This is a genomic window from Okeania sp. SIO2C9 (assembly GCF_010672455.1).
Classification (GTDB): Bacteria; Cyanobacteriota; Cyanobacteriia; order Cyanobacteriales; family Microcoleaceae; genus Okeania.
In genome coordinates, this window is the sequence record NZ_JAAHGO010000010.1 from 148856 (window position 1) to 172666 (window position 23811).

A 23811-nucleotide genomic window follows, 5' to 3' on the forward strand; every position below is an offset into this window, starting at 1 on the left:
CTATATAATAAGTATTAAACAGGATTTGATATCAGGTGGTAGGTTTTAGGTGGTAGTTTAAAGACTAGAAGAATTTCATTTCAATAGTTATAATTTCTTGCTTTTTTGTGTAGATTTTAAGCTATCAATACTTATAAATACTTAGATTTTAAATTATTAGTTGCTTTTCGACGGTTAATCTACATTTTTAGCTAAAATCTCCCATCTAATTAATATCTAAAATTTGGCTTTAATTGTAAAATAGTAATCCCCACCAGCTTCTAGTTGATAATCCCATTTTTCTAGAAACCTACCTAAAGGTTCTTGAATTAAAGCACGTCCTTGAGAAGGGTGAATGGAAAGAGTTTTTTTATGGCGAAAACCCCATTTAAAATGCCAATTAAAAGACCCAGCACTTACTTCTCCTTCGATAGTGCCTTTTTGCCAAGACTGACGAGTTACTCTGACATAAGCAGTAGTTTCTGGTAAACCTTTATAACTCATTAATAGTTACAAGTCACACTTTTATTAAAGTCAAAATTTTAAACTTATATAATACCCTCACTTATACTAATCAAGGCACTTTTAAATACTTTCTTAAAAGTAAATTAATCTTCTGTTGGCATCCTCCCCTGCCTAAAGGCCTATCAATTACCCACATCTTTATTAACATAAAGCTTGACAAAATAGACGAGTTATGAATAAGTATTGGCTCGGCTTTTTCGGGAGGAAAAATGTATGGAAAAATACATTTTTTTGAAAACTTCAGTAGTTTTACTTAGCTACTATGATTTTTTCTCCTTCCCCTCCTGGGAGGAGTTAGGGGTGAGTCCCACAAGGGTTTCAAGACTTATGGGTAAGGGATAGGCCTAAAAGCGAGGGGATTCCCACATCACTATGAGACTTTCCTGTTTCGTCGAGTCAACTTACTTGTTGGAGTTTCCTCCTTCAAGTAGAGGTCGTTCTCTCCGGAGGCCGTTATTCCAACTGTGCCCCAGGGTAGTTGCTGATTCTCTTAATCCAGAGAATGAGTATGTTGATTGCTGAATTCTCCCCTGTCGGCAATATAACCACAGTGTGGCCATTGATTAGTCCTGGTGCTGAGAGTTTTAACCACAAGACCACCGCAGTTTGAACAATTTACACAAGTATATGTAGGTTCTACTACTACCAGAGGCACACCATAAACTCTTCCAAAATACTCCAACCATTCTCGCTCACCTGTACCATGCTGCATCTGCTATGGACTTTGCTAACTTATGGTGTTTGATCATATTACGCACTTTCAGGTTTTCGATCGCTACCAAGTCGCACTTACTGTATGACGCACTGTGCTAACTTAACTGCCCAGTCGTTACGTCTGCGTGAAACTTTCAGATGCGCTCTACCTAATCTATTTCTGGCCTTAATTTTGTTTTGACTACTCTTTTGAGTACGAGATAGACCACGTTGTCGTTTTTTGATTTTTTTGTGATCTTTGCTCAAAAATTTCGGATTCTCTATTTTTTGGCCTTGAGAATCTGTATAGAAATGATTTCAACCTAAGTCTATTCCTAATTGCTGCCCTTTGAGGTTTTTCTCCTCCTCTCTAGGGCGTGTCAATCAAGAATTGAGCATACTAGCTATCATCTCTTCTGACAACTGTGACTCGTTTGATTTGCTTGATTTGATAGAAATGAAGGTTTCGACTACCCCAAAGTTTAAAAGTACCTGCTTTAAAACCATCAGTGAAAGTTAAATAGCGTCTATCCTCCGATAGTTTCCATCCGCTAGTTTTGTATTCTACTGAGTCTCTCACAAGGTATTTTTTGTTTGCGTAGCATTCGGAAGGAAATTTGGGAAAACCTCTGTTGGTGCGCGTTCCGCAAGGGAGCTGCCGTCGTCGCGGGGTCGCACCGCCTTCTTACCAGCAACATTAGCTTGAGAATTTCGATAGAATCTTTCTATTGCTGCCCATGCCCTCTGTGCATGAGCTTGTCTAGTCATTGAGTTGAGTTATTTGGCCCAGGGAAACTCAAGATTATGTGCTAGTTTTGTGCAGTATTTGTAGGCATCGTTACGACTTTTAATTTCTCTATCTATCCATGCTCGGATCATGCTATTTCCCACAAATCAACCAGTCCTAATGGCTGAGTCTAGCTGATTATATTGGCCTTGTGTGCCTTGCAACTTCATTTCATAGATGAGCATAGAAATGTTTGATCGTTTGATGCTACGATAAAAATATACCACACAGTTGAGCATGTCTGCGACTATATGCATTCAAAAGTCCCCCGCTGAAGGGGGAGGCTTTAAACCCAATTTTCCGGTAAGCTGACACTACGATTGTTATAGAGACTCATAGCTTTTTCTATTCCTTGTCTCATAGAAAGCTCTACTGCCTCTACAACTAATTTCAGTACTTGAGTCATTAATTGACTTTCCGTTGGGCTAAACTTTCCTAAAACATGACTAATAGTATTTGGATCTCTACTTTCAGCACCAGCATTCTTTGGCTTACCTATACCTATTCGCAAACGAGGAAATTCTTGAGTCCCTAAATGAGCGATCGCTGATTTCATCCCATTATGGCCACCAGCAGACCCAGATAACCGTAGTCGCAGTCGTCCCATCGGTAAATCCATATCATCATATATAATTAGCACTGAATTTGGTGGCAATTTATACCAATCTAACACCGCACGCACTGCTTGTCCCGACTTATTCATATAGGTCAAGGGTTTGAGCAAATAAATTTTATCAGATTTTATACCTCTGCCTTCTCCAAATTCTGCTTTAAATTTCCGGTTTTCCGATAGAGAAGTCTGCCACATATTGGCTATATTATCAACTGCCGCAAATCCTATATTATGCCTAGTTCTTTCGTATTTTGGCTCTGGATTTCCCAAACCTACAATTAATTGAGGAATCACTAATTTTAGCCCTGGCGCAACCTCTTTCATTACGTTAATAATCAAAATTAAATCGTCAAAAATATTATATTTTTTTTGATTGGCTCAGGTAATTTTTTTCTCTACTTTTACCAATAATTAATAATTAAATAATTCTGGTTTAAAGCCTCCCCTTTTTAGAGAAAAACAAAGAAATGATATTTCCTTATATTCAATTCCGTAACAGTTTTAACCAGAGGTAATTATCAATTATCAATTAATGAACAACTAGCTTTTCTGGGTTGTATCTGTAGGAGAAGAAACGGTTACTACTTTTTCTGACTCTGATTCAGGAGCATACTGACTAACTTGAGACCCTTCTTCTAACTGTTTTGCCTCTCGTTTAAACTCATTTTCAAACTCTTTAGCTCCTGCCTTAAAACTATTTATAGCTTGCCCTAAACTACGACCAATTTCTGGTAGTTTTTTTGGACCGAATATCAAAAGAGCTACGACTAAAATCACAATCATTTCAGGGAGACCAATACCAAAAATATTCATCTTAATTTTTTACTCCTAAAACTTATCTGAGATTATTACTAAGGATATGGCTAGGGCTGGAGAAATTTTAATTAATTGAATTTCTTAGCCCTACTCTTTAATTCATCTTATTTAGTTAGATTAGCCCAGTCCACATCAACATTCTCTAACAACAACGAAGAGTTGTAGATTTGGAGAATAATCAACAAGAATACAAAAAATAAGCCCATAAAAACGGCCATTAATGGTGTAGTTCCCCAACCGGGAGATACTTTACCATATTCAGAGTTTAAAGGTTTGAGCAGGTCTCCTAATCCAGTTCTTTGTGCCATAAGTTTCTATGTAATCTATAATTCAGCAGAATTTTTTAATCTTTTGTAATATTGTATATGTATAACACTCATAATTTTAATGAATTATATGGAACCTGCAACAGTTCTTAGTATCTCTATCGGTGTAATGGTTGTGGCCATCACCGGCTTTTCAGTTTACACAGCTTTTGGACCTCCCGCTAAGGAGTTGAGAGACCCTTTTGATGACCACGAAGATTAAAGCTGATTAATGCTCTCTCGTTATAATTATCAAAATTTAACGGGAGATTATTGTTAAATTTAACTGGCCTCTTAGCTAGGGCCTTGAGATTAGAGCGATCGAATATATTCAACGTAATTACTTGCTTGACGCTACAATCTTCCTGAATGATAATATCTAGACCGAATTTTCCTTCAACAAACGCGGTTAAGGTTTTCCGCGCTCATAGTCCTACACCTCAAAAACCCTCCCTTGAGCAAAGTATTCGCTGATATAGTAGTCGCCATTACTATTAGGATATTCTCGCTCCTCTCAAATTTAGTCACAGCAAGAGTTTAAATCATAACTTCTAACTTTTGACTTTTGACTTCTGACTTCTATCTAAAATGGAGCTTTGAGGACTCTCGGTATAATCTCTGATTTACCGGGAGATGAATCGCGACCAAAATAAAAACAGATCACAGATCTTGATTTGCAAGGGTCTAACTTAACACCAAACTCAGATAGAATTATGTTATTATGTCCACATGATAACACTAACCTACGAATTTAAGTTAATCCCTTCTCAACAGCAGATAGCCATTATAGAAGATATTCTGGCAGTCATAAGAAAGGTGTGGAATTATGCCTTGAGAGAGCGAAAAGACTGGATTAATGGTAGGAAGTGTGCAGTTGATTCTTGTTCATTACATCAAGAGTACATAATTCCTTCGGATGCGCCTTACCCTAACTACAACATACAAGCGGCCAACTTAACTAAAGCCAAGAAGACTAACCCAGAGCTGAAAAGAACAAATGCTCAAGTCTTACAACAAGTTCTCAAGAATTTGGAAAGAGCATTTAACAACATGAAACAGCAGGGTTATGGCTTTCCTCGTTTTAAAAACAAGTACAGAATGAGGTCCTTTGTCTTCCCTCAGTTTAAAAATAATCCCATCTCTAACGAGTACATCAAACTCCCACAAATTGGATTAGTTCAGATGAGATTATCTAGGCCAATTCCAGAGGGATTTAAACTGAAACAGGTCAGAGTGGTCAGACGAGCAAGTGGGTATTTTGTAATGTTATCTCTACAAAGTCCCGTTAGTATTCCGGATACTCCAGCTTCAGGACATCCATTAGGAATTGATATTGGACTAGATAAATTTTTAGCAACTTCTGAAGGTGAATTGATTGAACGTCCAAAGTTTTTAACCAAACTACAAAGCGAGTTGACATTACTGCAACGTAGGTTAAAGTTAAAATCTAAAGGGTCAAAAAATCGACATAAACTTAACCAAAAGATAGCCAGACTTCATCAAAAAATATCAGACACCCGAAAAGACTTTCACTTTAAACTAGCTCATCATTTATGCGACCAAGCAGGAATGATATTTGTGGAAGACCTAGATTTTAGAACCTGGGCCAAAGGAATGTTAGGTAAACATACTTTAGATGCAGGGTTCGGTCAGTTCTTCAATATATTGGCTTGGGTATGCAGGAAACGAGGGGTATATTTTGGCAAAGTAGACTACAGATATACCAGTCAAATTTGTCCAAATTGTGGAACGCATACAGGCAAAAAAGATTTGTCTGAGCGTATTCATAAATGTCCTGAATGCCAATACGAAATCAACCGGGATGTGGCAGCAGCAAAAGTGATTTGTCATCGAGGTGTTACTGCGGCCTTTGCAGATGCGTGGTTCAACAAATTGACTGTGTAGGCGTACTGTCGGGGACTGGCAACAGTCTAGATAAGTGCCATTCAAGCAGTAAACCTAAATCGTGAGGTTTAGGAATCCCTCGTTATAATCAAGCGATTTAACGAGGGAGGATGTCAAAGCTGAGTGCTTTATTTAAAGAAAACAGGTTAAAATATAAGTCTTATATCCTTTATTATAGTTTGAGTTTCATGGGCAACACATTTGGACATCTATTTAGGGTCACAACATTTGGTGAATCCCACGGAGGAGGAGTAGGAGTTATAATTGATGGTTGCCCTCCCAGACTAGAAATAGATGTTGCAGAAATTCAATATGAGTTAGACCGTAGGCGTCCAGGTCAAAGCAAGATTACTACGCCACGCAAAGAAACAGATATTTGTGAAATACTGTCTGGAGTATTTGAAGGTCAAACTTTGGGTACGCCAATTATGATGTTGGTGAGAAATAAGGATGCTCGTTCACAAGATTATCAGGAGATGGCTAGTAAGTATCGTCCATCTCATGCCGATGCAACTTATGATGCTAAGTATGGTATTAGGAACTGGCAAGGTGGGGGACGCTCTTCAGCTAGAGAAACAATTGGACGTGTTGCTGCTGGGGCGATCGCTAAAAAAATTCTTAAACAATATTCTGGTGTGGAAATTGTCGGTTATGTGAAGCGCATCAAAAATTTAGAGGCCATTGTTGACTTAGAAACAGTGACTATAGAACAAGTGGAAAGTAATATTGTCCGTTGTCCAGATACTGAATGTGCAGACAGAATGATTGAATTAGTCGAACAAATACGGGATGTAGGAGATTCTCTGGGCGGTGTGGTTGAATGTGTGGCCAGGAATGTCCCGAAAGGTCTTGGCTCTCCTGTATTTGATAAATTAGAAGCAGATTTAGCTAAGGGTGTAATGTCCTTACCAGCGAGTAAAGGATTTGAAATTGGTTCTGGTTTTGCGGGTACTATTCTGACAGGTAGCGAGCATAATGATGAATTCTATACAGATGAGCAAGGGGAAATTCGGACTGTTACTAATCGTTCTGGAGGGGTACAGGGAGGAATTTCTAATGGAGAAAATATTGTGTTGCGGGCAGCATTTAAACCAACTGCTACAATTCGTAAAGAGCAGCGTACTGTTAGTCGTAGAGGTGAAGAGGTATTGTTGGCAGCGAAAGGAAGACATGACCCTTGTGTTTTACCTAGAGCTGTGCCTATGGTAGAAGCAATGGTAGCCATTGTGCTATGCGATCATTTATTGCGCCATCATGGACAATGTGAGAGTTTGAAATATAATTAGTGGTTTGCAGATTGGTTAATTATTAAAATTGGACAATTTTCTCAATTGGCAATAATTAACAATTTATAGAAAAGCAAGCTGCTATATTTTCTGTCTCTAGTTCAATTTCCCAAAAATCCAGAAATCTTTAAATTCATAAAGTGGAAACTGCTAAAAAAAAATTCATATGGAAACTAAACTTTCTTCTGAAGTGCTAACTAAAGATAATGTTGATTTCTCGAAGATGTCTGAACAAATGGGAGATTTTTTAGTGAAGTTCTGGGGTGTACGAGGTAGTGTTCCTACTCCAGGAAAAGATACTATTAGATATGGTGGAAATACTTCCTGCATAGAAATGCAAATAGCTGGTAAGCGGCTGATATTTGATGGTGGCACTGGTCTACGAGAATTAGGCGAGGAAATGATGCAGGAAATGCCAGTAGAAGCTTATATGTTTTTTACTCATTATCACTGGGATCATATTCAAGGTTTCCCTTTATTTACTCCTGCTTTTACCCAAGGAAATAGTTTTCATATCTACGGAGCTATACCTCCAGAAGGGGAGTCCATGAGAAAGCATTTTATACAAAGGGTTCTACATTATAACTCTCCTATTCCTTTAAATGGTATCCAGGCTGACTTACGTTTTTATGAGCTTCAGCATGGGGAAAAAATGATGCTGGGTGATATTGAGATTGAGACTGGTTCTCTGAATCATCCTAACACAGCAATGGGATATAGAGTGACATGGAATGGACGGACGGTAGTTTATTGTTCTGATACAGAACATTTTCCCGACCGCTTGGATGAAAGTGTGGTAAGTTTAGCCCGCAATGCTGACGTATTAATCTATGATGCTATGTACACTGATGATGAGTATCATAATCCCAACTCTTCTAAGGTAGGTTGGGGACATTCGACTTGGCAGGAAGCAATCAAAGTAGCTAAAGCTGCTAGAGTGAAGCAGGTGGTAATTTTTCACCATGAACCTACTCACAGTGATGATTTTCTCGATGAAATAGCAAAAAAAGTCAAAGCAGCTTTTCCCGAGGCAGTTATGGCCCGCGAAGGTTTAGTCCTGCCAATGGGAGTTTAAAAAGCAGGGGAGCGGGGGAGTGGGTCCGATTAAATATTGAAGTAATTAGGGCTTGCTGATTAAATGTCAAAACGTTTACTGGCAAAGGTTTTCGCCTTTTTAAATCCGGAAAAAGTGCAACTCTTTTAGCTGGAGCGACTAAAAAATTAGGATTTTGAGCTGAGTATGGCAGAAAAATCAATGGATAATTCTTCTTACTGCCTCCTCTAAATTCCCCATTCCTCCTGACTCCTGACTCCTGACTCCTGACTCCTACAAAGAGCAAAAAGACTTTCCATACGCAAACCCTAATTATAGAATTATGAACATAACTATATAAGCAGATTCTAAGGGTTAATAGCTGATAGCTAGTTAAAATTAAGAACTACTTTTAGTACAAGTTTAATAATAGTTGCTTGCGATATTCTTTACTGGTAGAGTTATCATCTCCTAAGATATTAAATATTGCCAGCATTGCTTTGCGGGCGCCGTCATTTTTATATTTACGATTCCTGGTGACTATATCTAAAAATAATTTTAGTGCTTCTTCATAGTTAGCTGATAGTGTTAAGCTACAAGCTTGAGCATACATTTTATCTAGTTCACTATCACCAGGATTTTCTGCTTCTTGTTTAAAGTGAATTAGTCCTTTTACTGCTTGTATTTGGGGATAAAACTCTCGGTTATTTTCTCCAATAGTTTCTATTAGTTTTTGAGCTTCTTCTAATCGATTTAAGCTGACTAAAAATTTCGCAGCTTCTATGATTAAACTGATATTACGAGGATATTTTTGAAAAAGCTGGTCTAAAAGATTTTTTGCTTGTTTTAGTTCACCAGATTTTGTCAAATTCCGTAGTGTTTCGAGTTCTGTTTCTAGTTCTGATTTTAGGTTAAGTTCGCCTAGAAAGTTTCGTAGTTTTGGCTCTGAAAGAACTCCTACAAAACCAGGTTTAACTTCTCCTTGAATTACGACTTTAACATCTGGTACTCCCTCTACACCATAAGTTTGAGCTAATTCGGGATTTTGATCGACATCCACTTTAGCTAGGATAAAGTCATATTCTTCAACCAACTTTTCTAAGATTGGTTTGAGCATTTTACACGGACCACACCAAGTAGCGTAGAAGTCTACTAAAACAGGTTTTTGATGGGAATTTTTTAAGACTTCGGTGGCAAAGGTTGTGTTGTCAACTTCTATAGATATACCCATTGAATTCCTAGAATATTTTGTGTTATGGCAGAAGGAAGAAGGAAGAAGGAAGAAGGAAAAGTATTATATTGTCTTAGTTTTAAGCTTTCGATCTGTCCTAATCTTTGCTTCGACTGCTATATTAACTATTATCTCATTTTGTCAGAGTTATTTTGTCAGAATTGAGTAAATTTTTAACAAAAAAAATTAGGTCTTAAATCGTAAGCATTTCCTGCGGAATGCTGCGCAAACAGCTATTAGCAGTCAGCTCTTCGGTGCGGAATGCTGGGCAAACAGCTTTTTAATAAATGAACCAAGTATTTGCTTAACTTCTACTGCATCTTTTAACAAAGAATTGAAGCACAAGAACAACTAGCTTAAATTGTCCACTAAAGATAATAAAGCTGATAACGCAGTTCCGACCATAAGAGGTTAGCTGACCGCTGACTGCTGAATACTTACGTTTAAATAAGTGTATTTTCAATGAAAAAAATATTTTTTTATAGTTATAAAAAAGAGAGATTATACCAAGTATTGTTTATCAAAGTGATTGATGATTTTTCTCGATTTCCTATACCCTTATTTCACAAATTTCACAAATATTTTTTCAGATAATCAGTTACGATTAAGATTACTTTAGTCAAAATTTTATTGGGAATATATAGCGTTTTTGAATGGGATGTGGAAACCAAGTGCTATGAAAAAGCGAATAGGGAATAGGCAATATTCATTAATTGATAATGGATAATTACCTCTGGTTAAAACCGTTACGGAATTGAATATAAGGAAATATTATTCTTTTCTCTTGGTCGATTGGATATGGCGAGGTCTCCTCGCCATCCCACCCTTCGGGAAGCTGCGCTAACGACAGCTTTTTCCCCTTAAAAGGGGGAGGCTTTAAACCATAATTATTTAATTATTAATTACTAATTATTCGGTAAAGGGGGGAAAACAGCATTAAATAGTAATAAATACAAGGATATAATGGAATCAAAAAAGCGTTTTTTCTAATAAAAAAACTCAATCTATGTTTACACCTCATTTGAAAACGCTATATGTAGACAGTTACCATTCCTTAAATCACGGTAAATTGCAAGTATTATAAAGAAGAAATAATCAAGAAGGCGTTTATTGATTTAGGAGAAAAGGAAAAAAGATTGCGTTGTTTTAGTTTGAAGTTTTTAATATGTCCGCCCCCTTTCGTTAGATTACTATAAATGTGTCAATTACTCATTACCAAATTTTATGTCGTCAAGCAATAATTTCAATCCGAATACACCTGAAGAGTATGCCAAACTTGCGACTATATATGCTAAACAGAAAAAATGGGAATTAGCAATTGAAAACTACCGTGAAGCTATTATACTAAAACCTGATTTTTCTTGGTATTACTATCATTTAGCACAAGTTTTACATCAGCAAGAAAATTGGGATGAAGCTATAAATTTGTACTATCGCGCTATAGAGTTAAACCATGATTTTTCTTGGTCTCATTATAATTTAGGAGATGCTTTAAGCAAATTACAAAGATGGGAAAATGCTGTTAATGCTTACAAAAATGCAATTAAAATAGATCGAATTTTTCCTTGGTCTTACTATAATTTAGGTAATGCTTTAGTAGAGTTAAAAAAATGGGATGAAGCGATATATAACTATATTTATGTGGTTAAGTTACAGCCAGGAGCGCCAGGAATTTACAGTAAATTAGGAGATGCTCTAGAACAAAAATATAATTCAGATATAGATGCAGCAATTCAGGATTATCATCAAGCTATTCAGCATCAAGGGCAACATCTTATTTACGATAAATTACTGGAATTTTTACAAGATAATCGAAATTTCTTTGTAGAAATAGCAAATAATTTAGCTAAAGTAGATAAGAATAATGGGGCGATTATTTTTTATAAAATAGCTCTAGAGATTAATCAAGATGAATTAGAAATTTACCACAAACTACAGCAAGTTTTAGATAGAAAACATCAGTTATCGCAAGAAATTTTAGAACTCCGAAAAAAAATAGAATTAAATCCAAATAGTAAGTCTTATTATAATTTGGGTATTGCCTTAGCTCGACAACAAAAATGGGAGGAAGCAGTTGTAGCTTATCGTCAAGCTATTGAAATTAATCCAGACCTATCTTGGTGGTTTTATTACAATATATGGGAAGCTTTTGCGAGAGAGGATCAACTATCAGAAATACTAACTTTTTTCCAGAAATTTCAAAAGTCTAATCCTGATTCTTATTGGTCTTACTTAAATATAGGAGAAGCTCTAACTCGTTTAAATAAAATTGAAGAAGCTATACCTTATTATCAAACTGCTTGTTATCAGCAAACTCAGAAGTTATACCCTGAATTAGTATCCCAACCATGGAATTTAGAACAAGTACAAGGACCGAATTTTATCATTATTGGAGTTCACAAAGGAGGTACTACTTCTCTTTATAGTTATCTGACTCAACATCCACAAATTGTTCCTCCGATTAAAAAAGAAATGGATTTTTGGTCTTGGAAATTTAATGAGTCTATAAATTGGTATCTAGCTCATTTTCCAGCAATTTCAAAAGGGAAAAATTTTCTCACAGGGGAAGCTAGTCCTAGTTATTTTGATTATCCGAATGCTGCGAGAAGAATTTTTCAAGTTTTCCCTAAAATTAAGTTAATTATATTATTGAGGAATCCTGTAGATAGAGCCATATCTCAATATTATCAATGGCTACGATTAAACTGGGAAAATCGATCTTTTGATGAGGCAATTCAATTAGATTTAGAACAGCTAATGAAAGCTCCTGAAAAAGTTAATTACTGGATGAAGGAATTAAATTATTTAGCACGAGGAGTATATGTTGAATTTTTTCAGGAATGGATGAGTTTATTTCCACGGGAACAATTCCTAATTTTGAAAAGTGAAGATTTTTATGCTCATCCAGAAGTTACTATGGCGAAGGTTTTAAATTTTTTAGATTTGCCAGAATATCAACTCTCAGAGTACAAAAATTATAATATGGGAAACTATTCTCCTATTGATTCATCAATCCGTAGGAGTTTAAATGATTATTTCCAAATTCATAACCAAAGATTAGAAGAGTATTTAGGAATGAAATTTAACTGGGATTAGGAATAAATTCAGTTATCAGTTAACAGGTAAGCATTTCCTACGGAATGCTGCGCAAACAGCAGTCAGCTATCAGCTAAGGAATAAGGAAGAAGGCCAAAATTATTTAGGGCTTGCTGATTAATTATCAAAGCATTGATAGATAAAGGTTTTAGCCTTCTAATCTTCCCAAAAAGTGCCCTTGTTTTAGTCAAAAACGTTCAAAAAGTTAGCATTTTGGGCAAATCAAGGACAGAAAAATTTAGGGACAATTCTTACTTCTACCTTCTCTAAATTCCCCGTGTCTCCTGTATCCTGTCTCCTACCTCTACTAAAAGACTTTTTCAGCAAACCCTATTTAATAGCAAATACATAACTTCTAATACCAATTCCCAAAAATAATGCTATACTTCCAATGCGACTTCAGTTATTAAGTAATAATAATAATTCAGCAATGTTTGTAAGGATTATCGGCATTAATACAAAATATATTATGTAGCAACCGAAGAAGGAGTCAGGAGACAGGAGACAGGAGACAGAATTTTAGAATAGAATTATAGCTGCCGTGATTGAGTCATCATAAGAGCAAGTATTTATGGGTAAATTTTTTACTAGGAATTTGATGAACGAAAAAAGTATTGAGATGATTTGCATAGTATAAATACCTACCAAGCTACAGATTCATATACTACTTTTAATGATACGCTCTTGAAGTGCGGAATGTGGATTTAAACATTTATTGATTTATCAATCCGTAGGAGTTTAAATGATTATTTTCAAATTCATAATCAAAGATTAGAAGAGTATTTAGGAATGAAGTTTAACTGGAATTAGGAGTAAATTCAGTTATCAGTTAACAGTTATTATTACCTCTTGCAATAGGGAGGCTACGAAAATACTGAATTTGATTTTTTATTCCCTGAAAAAGGAAGGCTTGACACCCGAAATTTTTGTCAAAAAAAGAGAGATTGAAATCTGGGTGGGCTACAATCAGGTTTTTTCAGTTATCAGTTATCAGTTATCAGTTAGCCTCCTCCGGAGGAACTGCGTTATGGTATTATTTTAAACATTTATTGATTGATCAATCCATAGGAGTTTAAATGATTATTTTCAAATTCATAATCAAAGATTAGAAGAGTATTTAGGAATGAAGTATAACTGGAATTAGGAGTAAATTCAGTTATCAGTAATTAGTCAACATTGATCAGTACCTCTTGCAATAGGGAGGCTACGAAAATACTGAATTTGATTTTTTATTCCCTGAAAAAGGAAGGCTTGACACCCGAAATTTTTGTCAAAAAAAGAGAGATTGAAATCTGGGTGGGCTACAATCAGGTTTTTTCAGTTATCAGTTATCAGTTATCAGTTAGCCTCCTCCGGAGGAACTGCGTTATGGTATTATTTTAAACATTTATTGATTGATCAATCCATAGGAGTTTAAATGATTATTTCCCAATTCATAATCAAAGATTAGAAGAGTATTATTGATTGATCAATTCCTAAGAGTTTAAATGATTATTTCCCAATTCATAACCAAAGCCTAGAAGAGTATTTAGGAATAAAATTGAACTGGGATTAGGAGCTAATTCAGTTATTTAGTTATCAGTTAACAGTCAGCAATTATTAGTATTTCCTGCAATAGAGAGGCTACGAAAATACTGAATATTCTTTATTATCCCCTGAAAAAGGAAGGCTTGAGACCCAATATTTTTGCCAAAAAAAAGAGAGATTGAAATCTAGGTAGGCTACAATCAAGTTATCATATTATTTTCAAAAGTTTAAAACATCAATATGTATTCGACTTTAACTCCAGAAATGTCAGCTTTTAGTTTATATCAAGAAGCAGAATCTTATTTAGAAGCTGGAAAATTAGATGAGGCTTATTTGTATTGTGAAAAATCTCTAGAAATATTACCAGTTTATCCTTTGACTTGTAAAACATTAGGAAATGTATTACAGGAAATGGGAAAGTTAGAAGAGGCGATAAATTGGTATACAAAAGCTATGATGCAGCAGCCAAATTGGGCGGAGATATACATAAATATTGGGAGTTTATATGCCAAACAAAATGAATGGCAGCCAGCTATAGCTTGCTATGAAACAGCTATTGAATTACAACCAAATTTGCCTGGTGCTTATCGAAATTTATCTAGGGTTTGCCAAAAACTAGGTAATTTAAGTTTGGCAAAAAAATATTGGTCTCAAGCTCAAAAAATTGAATTAGAAAAGACTGCTTTGGAAAAAGTGAATTATGGAGATATTTTATTAAATGAAGGTCAAACGGAAGAGGCAATAGCTAATTATCGTGAGGCAATAGAATTAAACTCTAATTTATCGGAAGCTTACTCTAAATTAGGAGAAATTTTTGTAGAGCGAGGAGAATTAGATTCAGCTATCAATTGTTATCAACATTTGATTAAGCTTTGGCCGGAAAACTGGATATTCTCTTACAAATTAGGCACAATTTTCCAAGATATAGGCAAGTTAAATGATGCAATTGAGGCATTTAAACGAGCTATAGAACTTAATCCCAATTTTCCTTGGTCTCACAAACATTTAGCAGATATTTTGTATGAACAGGGTAAGTTAAATCAAGCTATTACTTCTTATCATCAAGCGATTAAAAGTAACCCTAAAAATTGGGATGCTTATTGTAAAATAGGAGAAGTATTGCTCAAGCAGGGAAAAATAAATCAAGCACTTATTATTTATCAAAGTGGTCTCAAACTTAATCCTAATTTAGCTAGACTTCACTATAAAATGGGCGAAGCACTAAGTCAACAAAAAAAATTGCACTTAGCAATTCCAGCTTATCGTCGAGCTATAGAATTAAAAATAGATAACTATTTATTTTATCGTAAATTAGCAGATGCTTTACAAGAACTAGGACAACTAGATGAGGCAATTATTAATTATCAAACAGCTATTGAAATTAATCCTAATTCTTGCTGGTTATATACATCATTAGGAAAAACATATATCCAACAAGAAAATTGGTCTGATGCTATTGAATGTTTGAAAAAAGCAATACAAATTAAACCAGACTACCATAAAGCTTACGAAAAAATAGCTTATATTTTTGAACAGTTAGGCGATCGCTCTGCAGCAGAAAAATGTAGACATCAACATCAATTACCATCTGAAGTAGGGGAGTAAGGGAGTGGGGGAGTAAGGAAGTGGGGGAGTGGGGGAGTGGTAAACATTAATCCTAAGATGACATCTAATTAATCAGACCCGATATAACTTATTGAAAAGAGAATAGGGAGTAGGAGGTAAAAAATGGTGGGAAATTTCCGACATTCTCCAGATAATTAACAAAAGTATTTTGATGACATCTAATTAATCAGACCCGATATAACTTATTGAAAAGAGAATAGGGAGTAGGAGGTAAAAAATAGTGGGAAATTTCCGACATTCTCCAGATAATTAACAAAAGTATTTTGATGACATCTAATTAATCAGACCCGATATAACTTATTGAAAAGAGAATAGGGAGTAGGAGGTAAAAAATAGTGGGAAATTTCCGACATTCTCCAGATAATTAACAAAAGTATTTTGATGACATCTAATTAATCAGACCCGATATAACTTATTGAAAAGAGAATAGGGAGTAGGAGGTAAAAAATGGTGGGAAATTTCCGACATTCTCAAAACAATGAAGAAAAATATTTTTATTATGTCTAACGAATCAGACCCTATATAATTTAGATGAATCTATAATTTTTATTTATTCCCTGTTGCCTGTTGCCTGTTCCCTCAAGCATAAAACTTTGTACCTTATCAACTGGAAAACTGCTGTATGTCTAATAATGAAAATCAAAAAAAACTAGCAATTAATTTAAATCAAATAGCAGCATCTCATCTAGCCGATGGAAAGTTAAATGAGGCTTATGCAGCTTGTTTACAAGCATTAAATAGCCAACCAGAATTTGCACCAGCTTGTAAAACTATGGGAGATATTTTTCAAGCACAAGGCGACATAGAAGCAGCAAAAAATTACTACAATAAGGCTATTCAAATACTACCTAATTTTGCGGAAGCTCATGCCAACTTGGGTAGTATGTATGCCAAACAACAGGAATGGGAACGAGCAATTTCAACTTATGAAAAAGCCCTCAAAATCCAACCAAATTTAGCAGGAGTTTATCGAAATTTAGCTAAAGTATGGCACAGTATTAGTCAAGAAAAATTAGGCACAGAATGTAATTATCAAGCAGTTATTCTAGAACCAGAATCATTGACAGCTACAGAACATCTAAATTTAGGAAATAAACTTTTAGAGTTAGATAAAATAGAGGCAGCAATTAACTGTTACCGTAATGCTATTAAAATAAACCCCAATTTATCAGCAGCATATCAAGAATTAGGAGAAATCCTGAGTCAAAATGGCGAGTTAGAGGAAGCCTTAGTAGTTTTAAAACAAGGCATAAAATTCGCTCCTAAAAATCCTAGACTTTACTACTTACTAGGAACAGTTTTCCAAGAAAAAAAAGAATATGATTCAGCCCACACCGCCTATAGTAGTGCGATAAAACTCAAACCAGAAAATCATTTATTCCACAAAAAATTAGGAGATATCTTTCAAGAAAAAGGTGAACTAGAGCAAGCGATCGCCTGTTACCAAAAATCTCTAGAAATCAGCCCTAATTTTTTTTGGGGTTACTACAGTTTAGGTAATATATATATTAAGCAACAACGATGGGATGAAGCAATTTATGTTTACCATAAATCAACTATTATCAGCCCAAAATTTTCTGGTGCATACTATAAATTAGCTGATGCTTTTTTGCACAATTATCAAAAAAAAGAAGCTATTAATGCTCACTTAGAAGCTGTTAGACTTAGACCAGAACATTCTTGGTTTTCTCATCATTCAGTCTTATGGAATAATTTATTAGAAAATAGGCTTGAGGAAGTATTAAATTTATATCAAAATGCTACCAAAATTGAGCAAAATAGTTTTTTTTGTCATCTCAATTTAGGGGAAATTTTTACAAAAATCGGAAATATTGAAGCAGCCATTAGGAGTTATAAAACAGCCTGTTACAATCAAACAAAAAAAATCAATCCTACTTTTGTAGAAAAACATTGGAATTTTAATAACCCATCAAATCCTAATTTCATTATTATCGGTTCTCAAAAAAGTGGTACAACCTCTTTGGCAAATTACATTAATCAACATCCTCAAGTTTTACAAGCTATTAAGAAGGAAACACATTTTTGGTCAGGAGAATTTCATCGAGGAATTGATTGGTATTTAGCTCATTTTCCTTCTATTCCTCAATCGCAAAATTTTATTACTGGAGAAGCTACTCCTAATTATTTAGTCAATTATAAAGTGGCGGAAAGAATCTATAGTTTACTACCTGATATTAAACTATTTGTCATTTTAAGAAACCCTGTATATAGAGCTTTTTCTCAATACCATCATTGGCAAAGATTAAACTGGGAAGACCGCTCCTTTGAAGTAGCTATTAATCAAGAATTAGAAATACTCAAAACTACTCCTAAACAACCTCAAGGAGATAAAAAATATTGGCAACTTCCAGGAAATTATATAGGGAGAGGTGTTTATATAGAATTTATCCAGAAATGGATGGAAGTATTTCCGAGGGAACAATTTTTAATTTTGAGAGGAGAAGACCTTTATCAAGCACCTGATATTACTATGAAACAAGTGTTTGATTTTTTAGGTTTGCCAGAACATAAACTGCCAAAATATAAAAAGTTGAATTCTGGTTCTTATGCACCAATTTCCGATTTGCTACGTCAAAAATTATCTGAATATTTCCAACCTCATAATCAGAGATTAGAGAAATATTTAGGAATGAAGTTTAATTGGTAATTATTGAATAAGGAATGAGGAAAGACCGAAGTTGGAAAAAGGAAAAAGTGGATGAGGACTCACACCCCAACCAATTTTCATTAATTGATAATGGATAATGAATAATGGATAATTACCTATGGTTAAAACTGTTACGGAATTGAATATCAGAAAATCTGATTTCTTCTCTTGGTCAATTGGATATGGCGAGGAGACCTCGCCATCCCTCGACCGCTTTTGTCTCCTTGCTCATGAGAGGTTTTAAACCTTTGGGGATTAATTATCAATTATTAATTATCAATTATCCATTGGTAAATATCCTATAGAACCCATTTGGTATCTTTGCCTGGGTAAAAATTGATGTAGTCAAAAAATATATCCAAAGTTGATAAAACTACGTTCCGCTATGCGATAGAACTCCGTTCCGCTACGCGAACGCACTTCCACTCACTAATTCTCTTTTTCATCTTAATAAGCACCTACGCAGAGCGAATTACTTACCTCAAAAATACACGAAAATTTTTTCACAAGCAACCACCCTATATTTCTTACATATCAAAACTTTTAATCAATGGCCAAGGAAAGCGCGATCGCACTCAAATTATCCCCATTTTTCCCCCTAAATAGCTCATTTAAACTTTTTTGGGAAAAATTAGTTTAAATTCCAAATATATTTGACAAAATTTTATAAATTTAACTTATATAAAAGTTTTTTTTAACCAATTATTAAACCTTAAAAAGCTTACAGATAAAGCTTTTCAGAAGAGAAAACAGGAAGTATATTTTCTATAGAACCCATTTATCTTTGATTCTCGCCACTACTTGTAATGCCAAAATACTGTGGATGGGAACTCACACCCCAAGTAATTGTAAATATTCTATAGGAGGCGAGATATTCAACTCAAAATCAAAAGATAATTGCTGGTTTGTTGTTAGTCATTAACTATTTGTTTTTAGGAGTTATTAAAAATATGTCGGATGTAAATATTGAACAAGTAAGGACTGAAGGACTGAAAAAGTCAAAAGTGGATGAGAACTCACACCCCAAGTAATTGTAAATATTCTATAGGAGGCGAGATATTCAACTCAAAACAAAAAGATAATTGTTGGTTTGTCGTTAGTCATTAACTATTTGTTTTTAGGAGTTACTGAAAATATGTCGGATGTAAATGTTGAACAAGTAAGGACTGAAGCTCGGAAAAAGTCAAAAGTGGATGGGAACTCACACCTCAAGTAATTGTAAATATTCTATAGGAGGCGAGATATTCAACTCAAAACAAAAAGATAATTGTTGGTTTGTCGTTAGTCATTAACTATTTGTTTTTAGGAGTTACTGAAGATATGTTGGATGTAAATAATCAAAAAATATCCGTATTGAATTTAAAGCAAAAAGCTGAAATATATTTATCTCAAGGAAAGTTAGATCTAGCTTATGATACTTGTTCCCAAGCTTTAGAAATTTTGCCAAATTGTGGGGAAGTTTATAAAACTCAGGGCAATATATTACAAAGAATGGGGAAGTTGGAATTAGCTAAAAATTTTTACAGAAAAGCGATTAAATATAATCCAAATTTAGCAGAAGCTCATGCAAATATCGGTAGTATCTTTGCTAGGCAACAGCAATGGGAAAAAGCTATAAAGTCTTATAATAAAGCTATTAGTCTTAAACCACTTTTTGCCGGATTTTATCGAAATTTAGCTAAAATATGGCAAAGTTTAGGTAAGCATGAGTTAACAAAAGAATACACTAACAAAGCACTTGATTTAGAAGCTAAATATGAGCAGAATATAAGTAAGATAGAAATATTTTCAGCTACTGAAGTAAATATGCTAGCTTCTCAAACAATTGAAAAACAAACTCATCACATTTTTAGAAGTAGAAAAGTATATTCACAATCAGCATTTGTCACAGTAGTACCTGGAGGAAAAGGTTATATTAACGTGGGAGTTACCGCAGTAATAACCTCTGAAAATAAGCTAGTATCAGAAGTTTCTACAAGAAATGCTGAATTAATTATCTCTTCATCAGAACTACCATCTATCTATAATATAGAAGGAACAGTTGCTTTATTATCAATAAAATGGGGTAAAAATAATTATTTTCATTGGATGTTTGATATAGTAACTCGAATTCATTTATTACTTCTTAGTAATTTGAAAATAGATAAATTCGTAGTTAATCAATGCCAGAAAAAATTTCAAAGAGAAACTATAGAATCTTTGGGTATATCCCAAGACAAAATTATAGAAAGCGAAATTTATCCCTATATACAAGCTGAAAGATTATTAGTTCCTTCCTTCTCTTATTCCGATGGAAAATATCTGAGAATCCCTAAGTGGGGATGTGATTTTTTAAGAAATTCATTTTTGTCAGAGGAAGCTAAAAAAACAAGATATTATCAAACAGAAAGGATATATATTAGTCGGAAAGAATCATCACGACGACGAGTAGTTAATGAGGAAGAAGTAATCAGTTTTTTAGATAAATTTGATTTTGAAAGTATTACTTTAGAATCAATGTCTGTTGCAGAGCAGGCAACATTATTGGCTAGTGTTAAAGTTGTAGTAGCACTTCATGGTGCAGGATTAACTAACCTTGTATTTTGTAGTTCTGGCACTAAAGTTATAGAATTTTTTGCTCCTGAATATATAGTTAAATACTATTGGATACTTAGCAATGTATGTGGTTTGGAATATTACTACTTATTAGGGGAGCAACTTAATGAAGAGTCTTCTAGAGAACCAGCAAAGAAAGATATTTTTGTTGATTTGCAGAAACTATTAGACTTAATGAAACTTACAAAAATTATTTAACTCACTGCGTTCTAAGGAAGAGTAAGCATTTAGCAGTCAGCGCTTCAGCTATCAGTTATTACTTTTAGTTTTAGATAAAAACTTTGCTAATTGAGTCAGAATTTATACTTACTATAAAAGCTGCCTGAAACAGTCTATATTTATTAAAATCCCCTCATGAGAGCTGAGAGCTGACAGCTAAAAGCTGAATGCTTACAAAGAAGAAGGTTAATAGGTTAATAATACTAATAGAGATTTCTAATAATAAAAAATAAAATCAATTATCCCACTCTTATTTATCAATTATTTCCCCTACTCCCTACTCCCTACTCCCTACTCCCTACTCCCTACTCCCTCTTTTGGTGGAGATGTCTAATGATATAATCATTAATGAAGTGAGTATGGCTAATATTAACTTAATGGAAAACCCAGAGGAAGCAGCATTACAATTAAACCAGCAAGCAGAATTTTATCTCAATCAAGAGAAATTTGAAAAGGCTTATAACGTTTGCTTAAAAGCTTTAGAATTAGTTCCAGATTTTGTACCAGCTAACAATACCATAGGGCAAATTATGGAAAAAATAGATGGCTTAGACTCAGCTATTGATTGGTATAAAAAAGCTATTGAAAAACAACCAAACCTAGCTGAAATTCATGCAAATTTAGGAAAAATTTATGTCAGACAACAGCAGTGGCATCAAGCTATTACTTGCTACGAAATAGCCACAAAACTACAACCAAATTTTGCCAGTGCTTATCGTGCCTTAGCACAAATATGGCATCAAACAGATCAGCCAGAATTAGCTGCCTCTTGTTGGTATAAAGCACTGAATTTAAAACCAGAATGGGCAACAGATTTAGAATATCTGAAATTGGCAAAAACTCTATTAAAATATGAGCGAAAAAAAGAAGCGATCGCTTGTTATGAAGAAGCACTTAAGTTAAATCAAAATCTATCTCAAGCACATCATAATTTAGGAGAAATTTATAGTGGCGAATCAAATTGGCAAGAAGCTATATTAAACTACCAAAAAGCTATTCAACTTAATCCTAAATTTTCCTGGTCTCATCACAGTTTAGGCAAAGCTTTTGCTAATATTCAGCAGTGGGAAAAAGCAATTTATTCTTATCAACAAGCACTTCAACTAAACCCTGAAACTGCTGTTACTTATCATTGTCTTGGAGATGCTTTAGTCAATCAAAAAAATTTAGATGCAGCAATTACTGCTTATCAAAAATCCATAGAATTACAGCCTGAAACTTGGGTAGTTCATCATAAATTAGCAAATATTTTCCAAGAAAAAGAGGAATTAGATAAAGCCATCCTTGCTTACCATCAAGCTATTCAATTAAATCCAGATTTTCTCTGGTCTTACTACAGTTTAGGAGAAACATTAATCAAGTTACAAAGGTGGAATGAAGCAGTAGTAGCTTTTCTTTATGCCTTTAAAATTAATCAAGATTTATCAAATATCCATGAAAAATTAGGATATGCTCTCGAACAACAATCTCAATCAAATTTACCAGAAACTATTCACTATTATTCCCAGATTATTCAAAACCTCCACCAACAAAAATCCAGCACCATTAAAGAATTATCAATTCAGCCAGAAGCACCAGAATTTTACTTAAAATTAGGAAACTTACTAGGGCATAAAAATTTATTTAATGCAGCAATAATAATTTATAACCTCGGTTTGCAAGTCCAGCAAAATCACCCAGAAATTACTAACAAACTGACTCAACTAGAAAACAAAAAAAATCAACTAGACCAGGAACTTACTAACTGCCAAGATACCGTCAACAAAAATCCCAAAAATTTCCGTTCTCACTATCAACTAGGCAACATTTTCTTCAAACTTCAGAGATTCGACAAAGCCATAATAACTTATATAAATGCCATTCAACTCAAACCTGAATATCCCTGGTTTTTCTTCTATTCAAACTTATTAAATTTTATTATTAAACAACGAAAACTCCAGCAAGTATTAGAATTATTTCAAAAAATTACTCAAGAAAACCAAGACAGTATTTGGTCTTACATTAACCTCGGAGAAATTCTCACAGCAACAGGAAACCTAGATGCAGCAATCAAAAATTATCAAACCGCCTCCTACAACAAAACCCGTCAACTTAATCCCTCCTTTGTTAAACAACATTGGAACTTACAAAATGCCAGAAGTCCTAACTTTATTATTATTGGCGCTCAAAAAAGTGGTACAACTTCACTAGAAAATTATATCGCTCAAAACCCTCATGTTATACCAGCAATAAAAAAAGAAACACATTTTTGGTATCGAGACTTCAACAAAGGAATTAATTGGTATCTTGCCCACTTTCCTCCAATTCCTAAATCAGAAAATTTTATCACCGGAGAAGCAACCCCTAACTATCTAGAAAATCATCAAACTGCCAAGCGAATATATAATGTATTTCCAGAAGTAAAACTATTAGTAATATTGAGAAATCCTATAGATAGAGCCTTCTCTCAATACCATCATTGGATTAGACTAAATTGGGACGATCGCCCTTTTGAAACAGCCATAAATTCCGAGTTAGAAATACTCAGAAAAAATCCCAAAAAACCAGAGGGAGACAAAAATTATTGGCAGCAACCAGGTAACTATATAGGTCGTGGTATTTATATAGAATTTATCAATAAATGGTTAGCAGTATTTCCCAGAGAACAACTACTGATTTTAAAAGGAGAAAACCTTTATGAGAAACCTGTAGAAACAATGAAACAAGTATTTGAATTTTTAGAACTGCCAGAATATCAACTGTCAGAATATAGAAAATTAAACCCTGGGTCTTATTCACCAATAAATAATCAGATGCGCCAAAGATTGAGTGAATATTTTCAACCTCATAATCAGAGATTAGAGGAATATTTAGAAATGCAGTTTAACTGGGAATAAAATTTAACTTGCTTCAGTTTTGTACAATAGT

General features: G+C 34.3%; 14 protein-coding genes and 1 pseudogene. 9 read left to right on the forward strand and 6 right to left on the reverse strand.

Going from position 1 to position 23811, the window contains the following annotated elements; genetic code table 11:
• Positions 1-216: 216 nt before the first annotated feature.
• The 5 genes and pseudogenes from F6K23_RS09510 to psbH all read right to left on the reverse strand — a co-directional run bounded on the left by F6K23_RS09510 (position 217) and on the right by psbH (position 3721).
• Positions 217-483 carry a DUF3146 family protein gene (locus tag F6K23_RS09510; RefSeq protein ID WP_293153870.1) on the reverse strand — a complete coding sequence of 89 codons (267 nt, stop codon included), beginning with the start codon at positions 481-483 and terminating at the stop codon, positions 217-219.
• A gap of 391 nt (positions 484-874) precedes the next feature.
• Positions 875-2169, reverse strand: a pseudogene (locus F6K23_RS42830) (RNA-guided endonuclease InsQ/TnpB family protein).
• Positions 2170-2270: 101 nt separating this feature from the next.
• Positions 2271-2921 (reverse strand): aminoacyl-tRNA hydrolase, encoded by a 651-nt coding sequence (gene pth / locus F6K23_RS09535; protein ID WP_293153885.1) that lies wholly within the window; start codon positions 2919-2921, stop codon positions 2271-2273.
• A gap of 216 nt (positions 2922-3137) precedes the next feature.
• The gene (locus F6K23_RS09540) at positions 3138-3410 is read right to left on the reverse strand and encodes a TatA/E family twin arginine-targeting protein translocase (RefSeq protein ID WP_293153888.1); all 273 of its coding nucleotides are present in this window, start codon (positions 3408-3410) and stop codon (positions 3138-3140) included.
• 107 nt (positions 3411-3517) lie between these two features.
• On the reverse strand, positions 3518-3721 hold the full coding sequence (psbH, locus tag F6K23_RS09545) for a photosystem II reaction center phosphoprotein PsbH (protein WP_287517723.1): 204 nt from the start codon (positions 3719-3721) through the stop codon (positions 3518-3520).
• Positions 3722-3809: 88 nt separating this feature from the next.
• On the opposite strand from psbH, the gene psbN reads away from it, so the two are divergent.
• The 4 genes from psbN (at position 3810) to F6K23_RS09565 (ending at position 7984) form a co-directional block, all read left to right on the forward strand.
• A complete protein-coding gene (psbN, locus tag F6K23_RS09550; RefSeq protein WP_293153891.1) occupies positions 3810-3941 on the forward strand; it encodes a photosystem II reaction center protein PsbN in 132 nt (43 codons plus the stop codon).
• A 506-nt stretch (positions 3942-4447) separates the two neighbouring features.
• Complete coding sequence (locus tag F6K23_RS09555) at positions 4448-5623, forward strand: RNA-guided endonuclease InsQ/TnpB family protein (RefSeq protein ID WP_367267669.1); 1176 nt, start codon at positions 4448-4450, stop codon at positions 5621-5623.
• A 188-nt stretch (positions 5624-5811) separates the two neighbouring features.
• Positions 5812-6909, forward strand: coding sequence for a chorismate synthase (gene aroC / locus F6K23_RS09560; protein WP_293153894.1), 1098 nt, complete (start codon positions 5812-5814; stop codon positions 6907-6909).
• Positions 6910-7075: 166 nt separating this feature from the next.
• On the forward strand, positions 7076-7984 hold the full coding sequence (locus F6K23_RS09565) for an MBL fold metallo-hydrolase (RefSeq protein ID WP_375340745.1): 909 nt from the start codon (positions 7076-7078) through the stop codon (positions 7982-7984).
• 370 nt (positions 7985-8354) lie between these two features.
• Here the strand turns inward: F6K23_RS09565 and F6K23_RS09570 are convergent, their stop codons facing one another.
• Complete coding sequence (locus tag F6K23_RS09570; RefSeq protein ID WP_293153897.1) at positions 8355-9173, reverse strand: tetratricopeptide repeat protein; 819 nt, start codon at positions 9171-9173, stop codon at positions 8355-8357.
• A 1224-nt stretch (positions 9174-10397) separates the two neighbouring features.
• Here F6K23_RS09570 and F6K23_RS09575 point away from each other — a divergent pair.
• From F6K23_RS09575 to F6K23_RS09595, 5 genes are all read left to right on the forward strand, one after another.
• The gene (locus tag F6K23_RS09575; protein ID WP_293153900.1) at positions 10398-12269 is read left to right on the forward strand and encodes a tetratricopeptide repeat-containing sulfotransferase family protein; all 1872 of its coding nucleotides are present in this window, start codon (positions 10398-10400) and stop codon (positions 12267-12269) included.
• A 1767-nt stretch (positions 12270-14036) separates the two neighbouring features.
• The gene (locus tag F6K23_RS09580; protein WP_293153903.1) at positions 14037-15401 is read left to right on the forward strand and encodes a tetratricopeptide repeat protein; all 1365 of its coding nucleotides are present in this window, start codon (positions 14037-14039) and stop codon (positions 15399-15401) included.
• A 643-nt stretch (positions 15402-16044) separates the two neighbouring features.
• Entirely contained in the window at positions 16045-18090 is a 2046-nt protein-coding gene (locus tag F6K23_RS09585; protein WP_293153906.1) for a tetratricopeptide repeat-containing sulfotransferase family protein, read from the forward strand.
• 1275 nt (positions 18091-19365) lie between these two features.
• A complete protein-coding gene (locus F6K23_RS09590) occupies positions 19366-20883 on the forward strand; it encodes a glycosyltransferase 61 family protein (RefSeq protein ID WP_293153909.1) in 1518 nt (505 codons plus the stop codon).
• Between the two features lie 347 nt (positions 20884-21230).
• Positions 21231-23780 (forward strand): tetratricopeptide repeat-containing sulfotransferase family protein, encoded by a 2550-nt coding sequence (locus F6K23_RS09595; protein ID WP_293153912.1) that lies wholly within the window; start codon positions 21231-21233, stop codon positions 23778-23780.
• Positions 23781-23811: the final 31 nt, after the last annotated feature.

Bases quoted from the DNA above. Each gene is read 5' to 3' on its own strand.
- F6K23_RS09555 (WP_367267669.1), top strand. From the start codon at position 4,448: ATGATAACACTAACCTACGAATTTAAGTTAATCCCTTCTCAACAGCAG.
- aroC (WP_293153894.1), top strand. From the start codon at position 5,812: ATGGGCAACACATTTGGACATCTATTTAGGGTCACAACATTTGGTGAA.
- F6K23_RS09570 (WP_293153897.1), bottom strand. From the start codon at position 9,173: ATGGGTATATCTATAGAAGTTGACAACACAACCTTTGCCACCGAAGTC.
- F6K23_RS09595 (WP_293153912.1), top strand. From the start codon at position 21,231: ATGTCTAATGATATAATCATTAATGAAGTGAGTATGGCTAATATTAAC.
- F6K23_RS09540 (WP_293153888.1), bottom strand. From the start codon at position 3,410: ATGAATATTTTTGGTATTGGTCTCCCTGAAATGATTGTGATTTTAGTC.
- F6K23_RS09575 (WP_293153900.1), top strand. From the start codon at position 10,398: ATGTCGTCAAGCAATAATTTCAATCCGAATACACCTGAAGAGTATGCC.
- psbN (WP_293153891.1), top strand. From the start codon at position 3,810: ATGGAACCTGCAACAGTTCTTAGTATCTCTATCGGTGTAATGGTTGTG.
- F6K23_RS09565 (WP_375340745.1), top strand. From the start codon at position 7,076: ATGGAAACTAAACTTTCTTCTGAAGTGCTAACTAAAGATAATGTTGAT.
- F6K23_RS09510 (WP_293153870.1), bottom strand. From the start codon at position 483: ATGAGTTATAAAGGTTTACCAGAAACTACTGCTTATGTCAGAGTAACT.
- psbH (WP_287517723.1), bottom strand. From the start codon at position 3,721: ATGGCACAAAGAACTGGATTAGGAGACCTGCTCAAACCTTTAAACTCT.
- F6K23_RS09585 (WP_293153906.1), top strand. From the start codon at position 16,045: ATGTCTAATAATGAAAATCAAAAAAAACTAGCAATTAATTTAAATCAA.
- F6K23_RS09580 (WP_293153903.1), top strand. From the start codon at position 14,037: ATGTATTCGACTTTAACTCCAGAAATGTCAGCTTTTAGTTTATATCAA.
- pth (WP_293153885.1), bottom strand. From the start codon at position 2,921: ATGAAAGAGGTTGCGCCAGGGCTAAAATTAGTGATTCCTCAATTAATT.